Raw genomic sequence first — 14,026 nt, forward strand, 5'->3', positions numbered from 1 at the left:
CGCGGGCTAGAGCAGGTCGCGCAGGGCCTGGTCGACCAGCGCCCCCGGCAGGTCGCCGAGCGCGCCCGCCAGCGTCGCCAGGTCGCCGATCGCGCCGACCTGGGCGACGAGCTCGCCGGTGCGCGCGACCGGGTCGGAGCCCAGCGGGACGTCCATCAGCAGCGGGCAGTCGACCGCGCCGCCGTCGGGCTCGGGCGGCAGCGCCGGCGGCCAGCAGCCGACCTCGAGGCGCAGCGCGGCGCTCGGTCCGGTGCCCTCGACCCGCGGGTCGACGTACCAGAAGAGGTCGCCGACGGCGATCCTCAGATGGCCGCGACGTGCCTTGGCGCCGTGAGACTTGAGCGCTTTGACGACGGCCGCGCGGTCGGCGCTCATCACCACTATCAACGTATAGCGCCCATGGGGGCTTGCCGCAAGGCCCCGTCCGTACCGGAGAATCTCCCGCCGTGACGCCTCGGACCGCTTCTCCCTTCGCCCTGCCCGACCGCCTCTCCGCCAAGACCGACCCGTCCCTGATCACCCACGACGAGGCGCACCTGGGCGCCATCGCCGCCAGCATCGAGCACACCGTCGCCGACCTCACCGCCCGCCTCGACGAGGCCCGCCGCGCCCCCGGCGGCAGCGGGACCGAGGCGCTGGAGCGCGACCAGGAGGTGCACCGGCTCAGCAACCGGCTGCGCGCGCTGCGCCGCTTCGGCTGGGACCTGTGCCTGGGCCGGATGGTCGCCGCCGACTCCCCCGAGCCCGTGTACGTCGGCCGGCTCGGCCTGACCGACCCCGACGGCCGCCGCCTGCTCGTCGACTGGCGCTCGCCCGCGGCCGAGGCCTTCTTCGCCGCCACCCACGCCCACCCCCTCGGCCTGGTCAGCCGGCGCCGCTACCGCTGGACCGGCGGCCGGATCACCGACTACTGGGACGAGGTGTTCACCGCCGAGGGTCTCGACGACCCCGGCAACCGCGCCGCGCTCGACGACCAGTCCGCCTTCATCGCCAGCCTCGGCAGCGCCCGCTCGGAGCGGATGCGCGACGTCCTCGGCACCATCCAGTCCGACCAGGACGCGATCATCCGGGCCGGCTCGCGCGGCACCCTCGTCGTCGACGGCGGGCCCGGCACCGGCAAGACCGTCGTCGCACTGCACCGCTCCGCTTACCTCCTGTACGCCGACCCGCGGCTGGGCCGCGAGGGCCACCACCGCGGCGGGATCCTGTTCGTCGGCCCGCACCGCCCCTACCTGGCCTACGTCGCCGACGTGCTGCCGAGCCTGGGCGAGGAGGGCGTCCAGACCTGCACCCTGGCCGACCTGGTGCCCGAGGGCGCGGCCGCCGTACCGGAGGCGGACACGGAGGTGGCCCGGCTCAAGTCCTCCGCCGCGCTCGTCGGCGCGATCGACAAGGCGGTCGCGATCTACGAGGAGCCGCCGGCCCAGGGGATGCCGGTCGACACCCCGTGGGCCGACTTCTGGGTGAGCACCGCGGACTGGGCCGAGGCGTTCGGCGCGCCCGAGCCCGGCGTCCCCCACAACGAGGCGCGCGACCAGGTCTGGGACGCGCTGCTCGACATCCTCGTGGACAAGCTCGACGCGGAGTCCACGGACGTTCCCGAGGACGCCCTGCGGGCCGCCCTGCGCCGCCACCCCGAGCTCGTCGACACCCTCCACGGCGCCTGGCCGCTCCTGACCCACACCGACGTCGTCGCCGACCTGTGGGCGGTCCCCGCCTACCTGCGCGCCTGCGCGCCCTGGCTCTCCCCCGAGGAGCAGCGGGCGCTGCGCCGCCCGGAGGGATCCCCCTGGACCACCGCCGACCTCCCCCTCCTCGACGCCGCCCGCCTGCGCCTCGGCGACCGCACCGCCTCGGCCCGCCGCCAGCGCCAGGCAGCGCAGCGCGCCGCCGACCGCGAGGAGATGTCCGCCGTCGTCGACCACCTCATCGCCAGTGACGACTCGGACCTGATGATCATGTCGATGCTGCGCGGCGAGGACCTCCGCGGCGCCCTCGACGACCCCGCGGCCGTCCCCGACGCCGACCCGGACCTCCTGGCCGGCCCCTTCGCCCATGTCGTCGTCGACGAGGCCCAGGAGCTCACCGACGCCGAGTGGCAGATGCTCCTGCTGCGCTGCCCCTCCCGCAGCTTCACCGTCGTCGGCGACCGGGCCCAGGCCCGCCACGGCTTCACCGACTCCTGGACCTCGCGGCTGACCGCCGCCGGCCTGGACCGGATCTCCCTCGCCTCGCTGAGCGTGAACTACCGCACCCCCGAGGAGGTCATGGCCGAGGCCGAGCCCGTCATCCGCGCCGCCCTCCCCGACGCCAACGTCCCCACCTCGATCCGCCGCTCGGGCGTCCCCGTCCGCCACGGCTCCCCCGCCGATCTCGACACCGTCGTCGACACCTGGCTCGCCGAGCACCCCGACGGCGAGGGGGTGGCATGCGTGATCGGGGCGCCGTCGTACGTGGTGCGGTCGGGGCGGGTCCGCTCGCTCCCGCCCGAGCTGGTCAAGGGGCTGGAGTTCGACCTCGTCGTGCTCGTGGAGCCGGGCGCCTTCGGGGACGGCATCGAGGGCGCGGTCGACCGCTACGTCGCGATGACCCGGGCGACAGGTGAGCTGGTGATCCTGGCTGGCTGACCGCCGGCGCTCGCCCGGTCAGGCGTCGAGCGCCTCCATGTCGACCTCGTAGGCCCCCTGGATGATGAACTCCTTGCGCGGCGCCACGTCGCTGCCCATGAGCAGCTCGAACACCTCCGAGGCCACCTCGAGCTCGTCGACCGTCAGCCGCCGCAACGTACGACGCCGCGGGTCCATGGTCGTCTCGGCCAGCTGATCTGCGTCCATCTCGCCCAGGCCCTTGTAGCGCTGGACCGGGTCCTTCCACTTGACGTTCTTCTTCTTGAGCTCGGCGAGCTTGCGCTGCAGCTCGTCGTCGGAATAGGTGTAGACGTACTTCTCCTGGCCCTTCTTGGGCGCGGAGATCTCGATCCGGTGCAGCGGCGGGACGGCGGAGTAGACGCGGCCGGCCTTGACCAGGTCGGGCATGTACTTGAAGAAGAGCGTCGCGAGCAGGGTGCGGATGTGGGCGCCGTCGGAGTCGGCGTCGGCCATGAAGATGATCCGGCCGTAGCGGCGGGCGTCGAGCTCGAAGGTACGGCCGGAGCCGGCGCCGACGACCTGGATGATCGAGGCGCACTCGGTGTTCTTGAGCATGTCGCCGACCGAGGCCTTCTGGACGTTGAGGATCTTGCCGCGGATGGGCAGCAGAGCCTGGAACTCGGCGTTGCGGGCGAGCTTGGCGGTGCCGAGCGCGGAGTCACCCTCGACGATGAAGAGCTCGGTGCGCTCGTTGTCGCCGGAGCGGCAGTCGGCGAGCTTGGCGGGCAGGGACGAGGACTCCAGGGCGTTCTTGCGGCGCTGGGTCTCCTTGTGCTGACGCGCGGCGATGCGGGTCTTGGACGCCGAGACGACCTTCTCCATGAGGAGCTTGGCCTGCGCCTTCTCGGCGCGCTTGGTCGAGGTCAGGAACTCCTTGAGCTCCTTGGCCACCACCCGGCGGACGACGGTCCGCGCGGCCGGCGTACCGAGGATCTCCTTGGTCTGCCCCTCGAACTGCGGCTCGGCGAGGCGGACGGTAACCACGGCGGTCATGCCCTCGAGGATGTCGTCCTTGATCACGTCGTCGTCGTTGACCTTGAGCGCCTTGGAGGCGCGCATGGCGTCGTTGAACGTCTTGGTCAGGGCGGTCTCGAAGCCGGAGACGTGGGTGCCGCCCTTGGGGGTGGCGATCACGTTGACGAAGGAGCGCAGCTCGCTCTCGTAGCCCGAGCCCCAGCGCACGGCGACGTCGACGGTGAGCTCGCGCTCGACGTCCTGGGGCGTCATGTGGCCCTTGTCGTCGAGCAGCGGGACGGTCTCGGTGAAGACGTCGCTGCCCTGGAGCCGGAGCACCTCGGTGACCGGGTCCCCGGTGGCGAGGTAGTCGCAGAACTCGCCGATGCCGCCGTCGTGGCGGAACCTCTCCTCGGTCCACTCCGCCTTGTCGGCGGCGCGCTGGTCGCGGATGACCAGCTCGAGCCCGGGCACGATGAACGACGTCTGGCGGGCGCGGCCGATCAGGCCGTCGAGGATGAAGTCGGCGTCCTTGGTGAAGATCTGGCGGTCGGGCCAGAACTGGATGCGGGTGCCCGACTTGCCCTTGGCCACCCGGCCGCCCTTGCGGGTCAGGCCCGAGCGCGGCTCGAAGGACGCCGTCGGGCCCTCGCCGTCGAAGACGCCGGGGACGCCGCGCCGGAAGCTCAGCCCCTGGCGGGCCGGCGAGCGGTCGACGTCGATGTCCATCCGGCTCGAGAGCGCGTTGACGACCGAGAGGCCGACGCCGTGCAGACCACCGGTGGCGACGTACGAGCCGCCGCCGAACTTGCCGCCCGCGTGGAGCTTGGTCGCCACGACCTCGACGCCGGGGAGCCCGGTCTTGGGCTCCTTGTCGGTCGGGATGCCGCGACCGTCGTCGTAGACCTCGACGGAGTCGTCGGGGTGCAGGGTGACCTCGACCGTGCGCGCGAAGCCGCCGAGGGCCTCGTCGACGCCGTTGTCGATGATCTCCCACAGGCAGTGCATCAGCCCCCGGGTGTCGGTGGAGCCGATGTACATCCCGGGACGCTTCCGCACGGCTTCGAGGCCCTCGAGGACCAGCAGGTGGGCGGCGTTGTAGGTGTTGTCGGCGATGACCGGCTCCTTCATCGGGGGCGCTGCGGCGAAACGGTGTTCCAAAGGGATGAATCTACCGGCGACACGCCGGGACGTGGTGCAGGCACACCCGGGTCGCCGGGAGGACCATGACGAGCATCGGCCGGGTGAGTCCGCTCGGGTCAGGGGATCCTGGTCGATCGGATGATCACAGCCTGGTTTCAGGCAGTGGAAAATCAAGCACCGGACGCGATCCGGATGCTTGGATGGAGTTGTGGTGAACGTGGCATGGACCACCCGGAGACGGGAATCTTTGACCTAGTCGCTACGTTGATCCGGACGACATCCGATAAGGATGGCGATCGCTAGAAAGTGAGGCCGAGAGATGACCACTGCTGTTGCTCCCAGCGCTCCGCTGACCGCGGAGGACCGCTGCGACCGTTGTGGCGCACAGTCCTACCTCCGGGTAGAGCTCGCGTCCGGCGGCGAGCTCCTCTTCTGCGCCCACCACGCCCGTGAGCACGGTGACGCGCTCAAGGAGATCGCGGTCAGCTTCCACGACGAGACCCACAAGCTCTCCGACAAGCCGGCGCCCGTCGCCGACTGACCCACGTCGGACCCGAGGCCCCGAGGCACGTCCTCGGGGCCTCGCGCGTTTTTCCGGACGCCTGCCAGGGCGAGGATCGCTTAGGTTAGCCTTTCCTCATGAGATCCCCCCTGTCGCTGGCCGTGGCCGGTGCCCTGGCCCTGGCGCTGACCGCCTGCTCCTCCGACGTCAAGGGCGACGACGACGCCAAGCCCGCCTCCGGCGCGTCCGCCACCCCGGAGGGCCCGTGGTCGTTCACGGACGGCTCCGGCGAGAAGGTCGAGCTCGACGAGGTGCCGACCCGGATCATCGCCCACTCCGCCGAGGCGGCCGCGCTGATGTCGTACGGCATCCGCCCGGTCGGGATCTACGGCGACGAGTCGGTCAAGACCGACCCGAACCTGCAGGGCCTGGACCTGAGCGGCATCGAGATCCTGGGCGAGGAGTGGGGCTCCATCGACGTCGCCAAGGCGTCCACCCTCTCCCCCGACCTGATCGTGGCCGACTGGTGGCCGGCCGAGAAGGCCCACTCCGGCATGGAGGAGGGCGTCAAGGCCAAGAGCAAGAAGATCGCCGAGCTCGCCCCGGTCGTCGGCGTCTCCCAGGGTGACTCGATCCTCGACCTCGCCGAGGGCTACGAGGACCTCGCCGAGAGCCTGGGCGCCGACGTCGAGAACTCCCAGGGCGCCAAGGACAAGGCCGCCTTCGAGAAGGCGCGCGACACCTTCGTCGCCGCGATGGACGAGAAGGACTTCACCGCGCTGGCCGTCTCCCCCGCCAGCGACCTGCTCTACGTCGCCAACCCGGAGTACGCCCCCGAGCTGCTCGACTTCGACCGCTGGGGCCTCGACATCATCGAGCCCGACTCCCCCGACAAGGGCTTCCCCTACTGGGAGAACCTCAGCTGGGAGAACGCCGACAAGTACCAGCCCGACGTGCTGATGTTCGACAACCGCAGCATGGCCGCCGACCGCAAGACCGTGCAGTCGCAGCCGACCTGGAACTCGATCCGCGCCGCCAAGGCCGACCAGATCGTGGAGTGGCCGGGCTTCTGGCTGCACACCTACGGTCACTACGCCACGGCGCTGACCAAGCTGACCGAGCAGCTCTCCGGACTCGACGACTCGATCGGTGACTGACGCTGCTCGCGGCGTCCGCGCACGCGCCCGTCTGAGCCGGCCGGGCGGCCTCGTCGCCCTGCTGCTCCTGCTGCTGGTCGTCTCCTTCCTCAGCATCACCCAGGGCTCCCGTGAGATCGGGCTGCACGATGTCGTCGACGCACTGCGCCACCTGGGCACGGTGACCACCGACGACACCGTGACGGTCCGGCTCCGGGTCCCCCGGACGATCCTCGGCGTGCTCGTCGGCGCCGCGCTCGGCGTGGCCGGGGCGATCCTGCAGGGACTGACCCGCAACGCCCTGGCCGACCCGTCGATCATGGGCATCGAGGCCGGCGCAGCGTTGGCGGTCGTCCTCGGCATCACCGTCGCCGGGCTCACCGCCATCGAGGTGCACGTGGTGCTCGCGTTCGTCGGCGCCCTCGCCGCCACCGCCCTCGTGTACGGCGTCGGCTCGCTCGGGCGCGACGGCGCGACGCCCGTCAAGATGGCCCTGGCCGGCGCCGCGATCACCGCGGGGCTCAGCGCGGTCACCATCGGCCTGCTGCTGACCGACCTCCAGGCCCAGAACGAGTTCCGGTTCTGGCAGGTCGGCTCGCTGGCCGGTCGCTACGCCCCCATCGTCACCGGCGTCGCGCCCGTGCTGCTCGTCGCGCTCGCGATCGGCGTGCTCTGCGGCCGTCCGCTCAACGCCCTCGCCCTCGGCGAGGACGCCGCCCGCGGCCTGGGCATCTCGCTGACCCGGACCCGGATCGGCCTCTTCGCCGTCGTCGCCGTGCTCTGCGGCGCGGCGACCGCCGCCTGCGGACCGATCGTCTTCGTCGGCCTCGTCGTGCCGCACGTGGCGCGCGCGATCTGCGGGCCGGACTACCGCTGGATCCTCCCCTACTGCCTGCTGCTCGGCCCGCTGCTCCTGCTCGGCGCCGACATCCTCGGCCGGATCCTCGGCTCGCCCGGCGAGCTCCAGGTGGGGGTCGTGCTCGGCGTGCTGGGCGCCCCGTTCTTCATCGCGCTCGTGCGCTCGACCCGGCTGGCGGAGCTGTGAGCGCCCCGGCGGCGACCGGCACCCCGGCCGCGACGACCGCGACGACCGCGCTGCGCCGGGTCCGCCGCAGCCGCGCGCGCCGAGCGCTCGTCGTACCGGCGGTGCTGCTGGTGCTCACGGTCGTGCTCGGCCTGGTCACGCTGTGCTTCGGCTCGGTCCGGCTGAGCCTGGACCAGGTGCTCGGCTCGCTGCTGGGCACCCGCGAGAACCCCGCGGTCGACTTCATCGTCCAGGACCTGGTCTTCCCCCAGGTCAAGGCCGCGATCGGCGTCGGGATCGCGCTCGGCGCCGCCGGCACGATCTTCCAGCAGCTGCTGCGCAACCCGCTGGCCTCGCCGGACTTCGTCGGGATCTCGGCGGGCGCGAGCGTGTTCGCCGTCGCCGGCATCGCGGTCCCCGCGCTGGCCGGCCTCAGCATCCCGCTGCTCGCCCTCGTGGGTGCGCTCGTGTTCGCGCTGGCGATGTACCTCCTGGCCTGGCGCGACGGGGTCAGCGGCTACCGGTTCATCCTGATCGGCATCGGCATGTCGGCGTTCGCGACCGGCATCACCGGCTACCTGCTGACCCGGACCTCCCTGACCGAGGCGCGCGAGGCGCTGCACTGGCTGACCGGCTCGATCGGCCAGGCCGGGGACGCCGAGAACGAGGTCCTGCTCTGGTGCCTGCTCGCGCTGGCCCCGACCGTCCCGCTGCTCCAGCGGATGCTGCGCTCGCTCGAGCTCGGCGACGACACCGCCCGCGGCCTGGGCACCCGCCTGGAGCCGAGCCGGCTCGCCCTCATCGGCGTCGCCGTGCTGCTGACCGCGCTGGCCACCGCGGTCGCCGGACCCATCACGTTCGTCGCGCTGGTCGCCGGCCCGGTCGCCGACCGGCTGCTCGGGCCCGCACGCGGCAGCATCGTCGCGGCCGGCGCCACCGGCGCGATCCTGTGCCTGGTCGCGGACTACATCGCGGTCAACGTCCTGCCCGTCGAGATGCCGACCGGCGTCGTCACCGGCGCCGTCGGGGCGCCGTACCTGCTGTGGCTGATCGCCACCACCAACCGGAGAGGGATGGGCGGATGACCGCGACCCCACGACTGGCAGCGCGCTCGCTGTCCCTCGGGTACGACGACCGGACCGTCGTCGACGCCCTCGACCTCGACGTCCTCGACGGCCGGGTCACCGCGATCGTCGGCGCCAACGCGTGCGGCAAGTCGACCCTGCTGCGCGGCCTGGCCCGGCTGCTGCGCCCCTCGAGCGGCGAGGTGCTGCTCGACGGCACCCCGATCCTCGACCGCGCCTCGCGCGAGGTCGCCCGGATCCTGGGCCTGCTCCCCCAGACCCCCGTCGCCCCCGACGGGATCACCGTCGCCGACCTCGTCGCCCGCGGCCGGCACCCGCACCAGGGCTGGTTCCGCAGCTGGTCCACCGGCGACGAGGCCGCGGTCGCCGCCGCCCTCGACGCGACCGACACCGTCGACCTCGTCGACCGCCCCCTCCACGCGCTGTCCGGGGGCCAGCGGCAGCGGGTCTGGATCGCCATGGCACTCGCCCAGGAGACCGACCTGCTCCTCCTCGACGAGCCCACCACCTATCTCGACATCAGCCACCAGGTCGACCTGCTCCGGCTGCTGCGCAGCCTCAACCGGGCCACCGGGCGCACGATCGTCACCGTGCTGCACGACCTCAACCTGGCGTGCCGCTACAGCGACCACCTCGTCGTCATGGCCGGCGGGCGGATCCTCGCGGAGGGGCCGCCCGCCGAGGTGGTGACCGCCGCGGTGGTCGAGGAGGCGTTCGGGCTGCCGTGCGTCGTCGTACCGGATCCGGTGGCAGGGACGCCGATGATCGTCCCGGCCGGCGACTGAGGCTGGACCCGGCCCGACCGGTCGGCGACGATGACGGGCGTGACCCGGCGCCACCGTGCTCTCGGGCTCGGCATCCTCGGCGCCGGGCTCGCGCTGGTGCTCGGCTGCACGGCCCCGGCCGAGCCGCCGCCGGACCCACCCACGCCCGCCGGCACTCCGGCGGTCACCTCCCGCGACCCCCTCGTCGTCGCCGTGCACGCCTCACGGCCCGCGCCGCGGATCACGCTCGCCACGGCGGAGGCACTCGTCGCCGGCGAGGTCACCAGGTGGCGCCCGCTCGACGGGTCCGACCGGCCGCTGCGGGTGGTCCCCGGCCTCCGCGAGGTACGCCGCGACCGCGACGCCGTCGCCCTCGTCCCCGCGTCCGAGATCGACGCGACGGTACGGCCGGCCCGGGTCGCCGGCGTGGACCCGCTGCGCCGCCCGGCAGACTACCCGCTCCGGGTCGCCGGCCCGCCACCGCCGGAGGTGACGACGCTGAGCGTGGTCGGCGACGTCATGCTCGGCCGCCGGGTCGGCGCGCGTGCGGCCGCCGCCGGCGACCCGAGCCTGCCGCTGCGCCCGCTCCAGCGCCGGCTGCGCTCCGCCGACCTGACCCTCGGCACGCTGGAGAGCACGCTCTCCGACGACGGGACGCCCCAGCAGGGCGACGACTCGTTCGCCGCGCCACCCACGGTCCTCGACGGGCTCGCCGACGCCGGCTTCGACGCGCTGTCCCTCGCCGACAACCACACCGGCGACTTCGGCGAGCGTGCCCTCCTGCGCACGCTCGACCTGCTCGCCGACGGACCGGTGCGCTCCTTCGGCGCCGGGCGCGACCGGGCCGAGGCGAGCGCGGCGTACGTCGCCGAGCGCCACGGCGTGCGCTTCGCGGTGATCGGCTTCAACGCGATCGGCGAGACCCCGCGGGCGACGTCCCGTCGTCCCGGCGCGCTGTCGGTCCGGATGCCCCCGCGCACCGGCCCGCTCGTCGAGAGCGACCTCGCCCACGTCGAGCGCCTCGTCCGCCGGCTCGACCAGGAGGCCGACGTGGTCATCGTCCTCCCGCACTGGGGCACCCAGTACACCCACGTCGCCGAGCCGATCCAGCACCGCGTCGCGCGCCGGCTCACCGGTGCGGGCGCCGACCTGGTCGTCGGCGGGCACCCGCACTGGGTCCAGGGCGTCGAGTGGTACGACGGCGCGCTGGTCGCGCACTCGCTCGGCAACTTCGTGTTCGACATGGACTTCATGACCCAGACCCAGCAGGGCGTGGTCCTGGAGGCCGTGTTCTGGGGCACCGAGCTCAAGGGCTTCGACCTGGTCCCCTACGCGATGGACGGCGACTTCGCGCCACGCCCGGTCCGGGGCCCGCTGGCCGCCGACATCCTGGGCGACGTCTGGGGCCACAGCACTGGACCGTTCCGCGCCTCAGCCCCGTAGCCAGGCCAGCACCAGCCGGCCCACCCGGTCGAGCTGGCCGGCGTCCACGAGGCCGGGCAGGTCGCGGGCGTTGTGGTAGCCCGCATAGGGCGTGCTGCCCACGCGCAGCCCCGGCAGCCCCGCGCGCACGAACGACCAGTGGTCGCTGGAGCGCTGCCCCGTCTCGGCCGCGTGCGGCACCCCGGCGCGACGCGCCGCCCGGACCAGCGCCGCCGGCGGGTCCGCGGTCGCGCTGCCCACCGGGACGACGGCGCCCACCCCGACCCGGTCGAGCGCCAGCATGCCGCGCACCGCGCGGCGCTCGGGCGCGGTCAGCCCGGCGACGTAGTGCCGCGAGCCGTAGTGGTGGTCGTCGTCCCCGGTGCCCCGCGGCTCCTCGGCCCCGAAGAGCACCAGCACCACCGGCAGCCGCGCCCGCAGGTCCGTGCGCGCGAGCGCGAGCAGCACCCCCACGCCCGAGGCGTTGTCCTCAGCGCCGGGCGAGACCGCCACGGTGTCGAGGTGCGCGCCGAGCACGAGGTGCGGTCGCCCGGGGTCGAAGCCGCGCGGCACGGCGACCACGTTCTGGCTGCGCCCGGCCCGTACCGGCACGCCCCAGGAGTCACCGGCCGGGACGGCGTACCGCTGTCGCGACACCTGGTAGCCCGCGTCCTCCAGCTCGCCCGCCGCCCAGTCGGCGGCGCGGCGGAAGCCGGGCCCGGTGGCCAGCCGTGGGCCGATCCGGACGGCCAGGTGGCGCACGGCGGCGTACGCCGTCGCGGGGTCGAAGGTGGCCGGCCGCTCAGCCTGCGTCGTCGGGGCCGGCGCGGCGGTCGCGGACACCTTCGGCGGCGTCCGGTCCCGGGTCGGTTCGGCGCTGCAGCCCGCCAAAAACACGGCGAGGACGACCACGCTGGTGGTCGTCCTCGCCGGCACGGCTGGTTCTCGTCAGTCGAGGTAGTCGCGCAGGACCTGCGAGCGCGACGGGTGCCGCAGCTTCGACATCGTCTTGGACTCGATCTGGCGGATCCGCTCGCGGGTCACGCCGTAGACCTTGCCGATCTCGTCGAGCGTCTTGGGCTGGCCGTCGGTGAGGCCGAACCGCATCGACACCACGCCCGCCTCGCGCTCGGAGAGCGTGTCGAGGACGGCGTGCAGCTGCTCCTGCAGGAGCGTGAAGCTGACCGCGTCGGCCGGGACGATCGCCTCGGAGTCCTCGATCAGGTCACCGAACTCCGAGTCGCCGTCCTCACCCAGGGGGGTGTGCAGCGAGATCGGCTCACGACCGTACTTCTGGACCTCCACGACCTTCTCGGGGGTCATGTCGAGCTCCTTGGCGAGCTCTTCGGGCGTGGGCTCGCGGCCGAGGTCCTGCAGCATCTGGCGCTGGACGCGGGCGAGCTTGTTGATGACCTCGACCATGTGGACCGGGATCCGGATGGTGCGGGCCTGGTCGGCCATGGCGCGGGTGATCGCCTGCCGGATCCACCAGGTCGCGTAGGTCGAGAACTTGTAGCCCTTGGTGTAGTCGAACTTCTCGACCGCACGGATCAGACCGAGGTTGCCCTCCTGGATCAGGTCCAGGAAGAGCATGCCGCGGCCGGTGTAGCGCTTGGCCAGCGAGACGACGAGACGCAGGTTGGCCTCGAGCAGGTGGTTCTTGGCGCGGCGGCCGTCCTCGGCGATCCACTCCAGCTCCTCGAGGAGCTTGGGCGCGATCTTGCCGCCACGGGCGAGCTTCTCGTCGGAGAAGAGGCCGGCCTCGATCCGCTTGGCGAGGGAGACCTCCATCTCGGCGTTGAGGAGCGGCACCTTGCCGATCTGCTTGAGGTAGTCCTTGACCGGGTCGGCCGTCGCACCGGCGACCATGACCTGCTGGGCAGGCTCGTCGGTGTCGTCGGCGGCCGAGACCACGAACGAGGACGTGGCGCTGGCCTCCTCCTCGTCCTCCTTGATGGTGGGGTCGGCGGCGACGTCCTTCTCGAACTGCTCGTCGGAGATGTCCGGGAGCACCTTCTTGCCGTCGGGGCCCACCGCGGGGGCGGCCTCGGCCGGCGCCGCGGCGTCGGCGGCGGGCGCGTCGGCCTTCTTGGCCGGCGCGGCCTTCTTCGCCGCGGCCGGGGCCGCAGCCGCCGGTGCCGCCGGAGCCGCCGCCTTGGGCGGAGCGGGCTTCGGGGCCGGCTTGGCGGCCTCGGGCTTCTTCGCCGGCGCCTTCTTGGCGGTCGTCGCCGTGCTCGCCGCCGTCTTGCGCGCGGCCGCAGCCACGGCGCGCTGCTCGACGGGCGAGCCAAGCGCGACGGAGATGCCCAGGCCGGCGAGGTGCGCCATCAGGGCCTTGAGCTGGGCGGGCGCGACTTCAGCGGCGGCGAAAGCCTGCCGGACGTCCTCGGCCGTGACGCTGCCCACCGGAGTTCCGCGCTCGATCAGCGCGACGATGGACGGGTGGCCGAGCAGGGCGGGCGGGACCGAACGATGGTTCGAGGACACGAACACCTCTCGATGCTGACGGTTCTAGGGCGCGGCAAAGACCGGAGGTGTCAAGACCGCTGAAGTTATTCTGCCACGGGCACTGAAGGACTCGTGCCACCGGGCCCTCAGGATGCTCTCAGGCCAGTCTCACCCGGCGTTCAACCAGGCGGGCCTCATCCGGCCTTGGCCGCCGCCTTGGCGGCCTTCTTGTAGTCGCGCACCTTCTGCAGCGAGACCGGGTCGACGACGTCGGCGACCGAGCGGAACCCGTCGAGCGCGTAGTCGCCCGCCGCCTTCTCCCACCCCGCCGGCCGGACCTCGAGCTGCTTGGCCACCAGCGCCACGAAGATCTTCGCCTTCTGCGCGCCGAAGCCCGGCAGCGCCTGGAGCCGCTTCATCAGGTCCTTGCCGTCGGCCGCCTCGGTCCAGATCCGCTCGGCGCGACCGTCGTACTGGTCGACGACGATGCGGGCCAGCTCCTGCAGCCGGGCCGACATCGACCCCGGGAAGCGGTGGATCGCCGGCGTCGTCGCGCACAGCGCCGCGAACTCCTCGGGGTCGGCCACGGCGATCGCCGCCGGGTCGAAGCTGCCGAACCGGCCGAACACCTTCTGGGGGCCCATGAAGGCGTGCTCCATCGGGTACTGCTGGTCCAGCATCATCCCGACCAGGAGCGCGAAGGAGTTGGTCGTCAGCAGCTCGTCGGCGGCGGCGTCGTCGGTGATGTGGATGGCCATGGCGCCATTGTGCCGGGTGGGTTCGCTCGGGTCACCCGCGCGCCCGCCGGCCGGTCTGGGGTATCGCGAAGGTGCGACGCCGCTCGATCACCCGCACCCCGCCACCCCCGGAGCGCACCAGCGCCGTGTCGTTGCCCCTGGC

12 protein-coding genes are annotated in these 14,026 nt (G+C 72.9%); 7 read left to right on the forward strand and 5 right to left on the reverse strand.

What is annotated here, in order from left to right:
* Nucleotides 1-6: 6 nt before the first annotated feature.
* Nucleotides 7-375 carry a hypothetical protein gene (locus CCO04_RS25420; RefSeq protein ID WP_215816985.1) on the reverse strand — a complete coding sequence of 123 codons (369 nt, stop codon included), beginning with the start codon at nucleotides 373-375 and terminating at the stop codon, nucleotides 7-9.
* Between the two features lie 71 nt (nucleotides 376-446).
* On the opposite strand from CCO04_RS25420, the gene helR reads away from it, so the two are divergent.
* The gene (helR, locus tag CCO04_RS25425; RefSeq protein WP_215816986.1) at nucleotides 447-2,627 is read left to right on the forward strand and encodes an RNA polymerase recycling motor ATPase HelR; all 2,181 of its coding nucleotides are present in this window, start codon (nucleotides 447-449) and stop codon (nucleotides 2,625-2,627) included.
* An 18-nt stretch (nucleotides 2,628-2,645) separates the two neighbouring features.
* On the opposite strand, the gene CCO04_RS25430 is transcribed toward helR, so the two are convergent.
* On the reverse strand, nucleotides 2,646-4,733 hold the full coding sequence (locus CCO04_RS25430) for a type IIA DNA topoisomerase subunit B (RefSeq protein WP_215816987.1): 2,088 nt from the start codon (nucleotides 4,731-4,733) through the stop codon (nucleotides 2,646-2,648).
* A gap of 331 nt (nucleotides 4,734-5,064) precedes the next feature.
* On the opposite strand from CCO04_RS25430, the gene CCO04_RS25435 reads away from it, so the two are divergent.
* The 6 genes from CCO04_RS25435 to CCO04_RS25460 all read left to right on the forward strand — a co-directional run bounded on the left by CCO04_RS25435 (nucleotide 5,065) and on the right by CCO04_RS25460 (nucleotide 10,699).
* Nucleotides 5,065-5,286: a hypothetical protein gene (locus CCO04_RS25435; RefSeq protein WP_215816988.1), complete on the forward strand. Its 222-nt coding sequence runs from the start codon at nucleotides 5,065-5,067 to the stop codon at nucleotides 5,284-5,286.
* Nucleotides 5,287-5,384: 98 nt separating this feature from the next.
* Entirely contained in the window at nucleotides 5,385-6,404 is a 1,020-nt protein-coding gene (locus tag CCO04_RS25440) for an ABC transporter substrate-binding protein (RefSeq protein ID WP_215816989.1), read from the forward strand.
* Nucleotides 6,397-7,428 (forward strand): iron ABC transporter permease, encoded by a 1,032-nt coding sequence (locus tag CCO04_RS25445; protein WP_257751566.1) that lies wholly within the window; start codon nucleotides 6,397-6,399, stop codon nucleotides 7,426-7,428. Before CCO04_RS25440 ends, CCO04_RS25445 begins: the two co-directional genes overlap by 8 nt.
* Entirely contained in the window at nucleotides 7,425-8,492 is a 1,068-nt protein-coding gene (locus tag CCO04_RS25450; RefSeq protein WP_308281531.1) for an iron chelate uptake ABC transporter family permease subunit, read from the forward strand. Before CCO04_RS25445 ends, CCO04_RS25450 begins: the two co-directional genes overlap by 4 nt.
* Nucleotides 8,489-9,277, forward strand: a complete 789-nt coding sequence (locus tag CCO04_RS25455; protein WP_215816990.1) for an ABC transporter ATP-binding protein — start codon at nucleotides 8,489-8,491, stop codon at nucleotides 9,275-9,277. The genes CCO04_RS25450 and CCO04_RS25455 overlap by 4 nt, the downstream gene beginning before the upstream one ends.
* Before the next feature lie 39 nt (nucleotides 9,278-9,316).
* The gene (locus CCO04_RS25460) at nucleotides 9,317-10,699 is read left to right on the forward strand and encodes a CapA family protein (protein ID WP_215816991.1); all 1,383 of its coding nucleotides are present in this window, start codon (nucleotides 9,317-9,319) and stop codon (nucleotides 10,697-10,699) included.
* On the opposite strand, the gene CCO04_RS25465 is transcribed toward CCO04_RS25460, so the two are convergent.
* The 3 genes from CCO04_RS25465 to CCO04_RS25475 all read right to left on the reverse strand — a co-directional run bounded on the left by CCO04_RS25465 (nucleotide 10,688) and on the right by CCO04_RS25475 (nucleotide 13,884).
* The gene (locus tag CCO04_RS25465) at nucleotides 10,688-11,521 is read right to left on the reverse strand and encodes a M28 family peptidase (RefSeq protein ID WP_308281532.1); all 834 of its coding nucleotides are present in this window, start codon (nucleotides 11,519-11,521) and stop codon (nucleotides 10,688-10,690) included. The genes CCO04_RS25460 and CCO04_RS25465 overlap by 12 nt on opposite strands.
* Before the next feature lie 105 nt (nucleotides 11,522-11,626).
* Nucleotides 11,627-13,171, reverse strand: a complete 1,545-nt coding sequence (locus CCO04_RS25470) for an RNA polymerase sigma factor (RefSeq protein WP_215816992.1) — start codon at nucleotides 13,169-13,171, stop codon at nucleotides 11,627-11,629.
* Nucleotides 13,172-13,320: 149 nt separating this feature from the next.
* On the reverse strand, nucleotides 13,321-13,884 hold the full coding sequence (locus CCO04_RS25475; protein WP_215816993.1) for an HhH-GPD-type base excision DNA repair protein: 564 nt from the start codon (nucleotides 13,882-13,884) through the stop codon (nucleotides 13,321-13,323).
* Nucleotides 13,885-14,026 lie beyond the last annotated feature (142 nt).

The sequence above is a fragment of the Pimelobacter sp. 30-1 genome, assembly GCF_018831735.1.
Lineage (GTDB): Bacteria > Actinomycetota > Actinomycetes > Propionibacteriales > Nocardioidaceae > Nocardioides.

Excerpts from the sequence above, each read along its gene's own strand:
- CCO04_RS25420 (WP_215816985.1), bottom strand. The coding sequence starts at position 375 with ATGAGCGCCGACCGCGCGGCCGTCGTCAAAGCGCTCAAGTCTCACGGC.
- CCO04_RS25430 (WP_215816987.1), bottom strand. The coding sequence starts at position 4,733 with ATGAAGGAGCCGGTCATCGCCGACAACACCTACAACGCCGCCCACCTG.
- CCO04_RS25435 (WP_215816988.1), top strand. The coding sequence starts at position 5,065 with ATGACCACTGCTGTTGCTCCCAGCGCTCCGCTGACCGCGGAGGACCGC.
- CCO04_RS25440 (WP_215816989.1), top strand. The coding sequence starts at position 5,385 with ATGAGATCCCCCCTGTCGCTGGCCGTGGCCGGTGCCCTGGCCCTGGCG.
- CCO04_RS25455 (WP_215816990.1), top strand. The coding sequence starts at position 8,489 with ATGACCGCGACCCCACGACTGGCAGCGCGCTCGCTGTCCCTCGGGTAC.
- CCO04_RS25475 (WP_215816993.1), bottom strand. The coding sequence starts at position 13,884 with ATGGCCATCCACATCACCGACGACGCCGCCGCCGACGAGCTGCTGACG.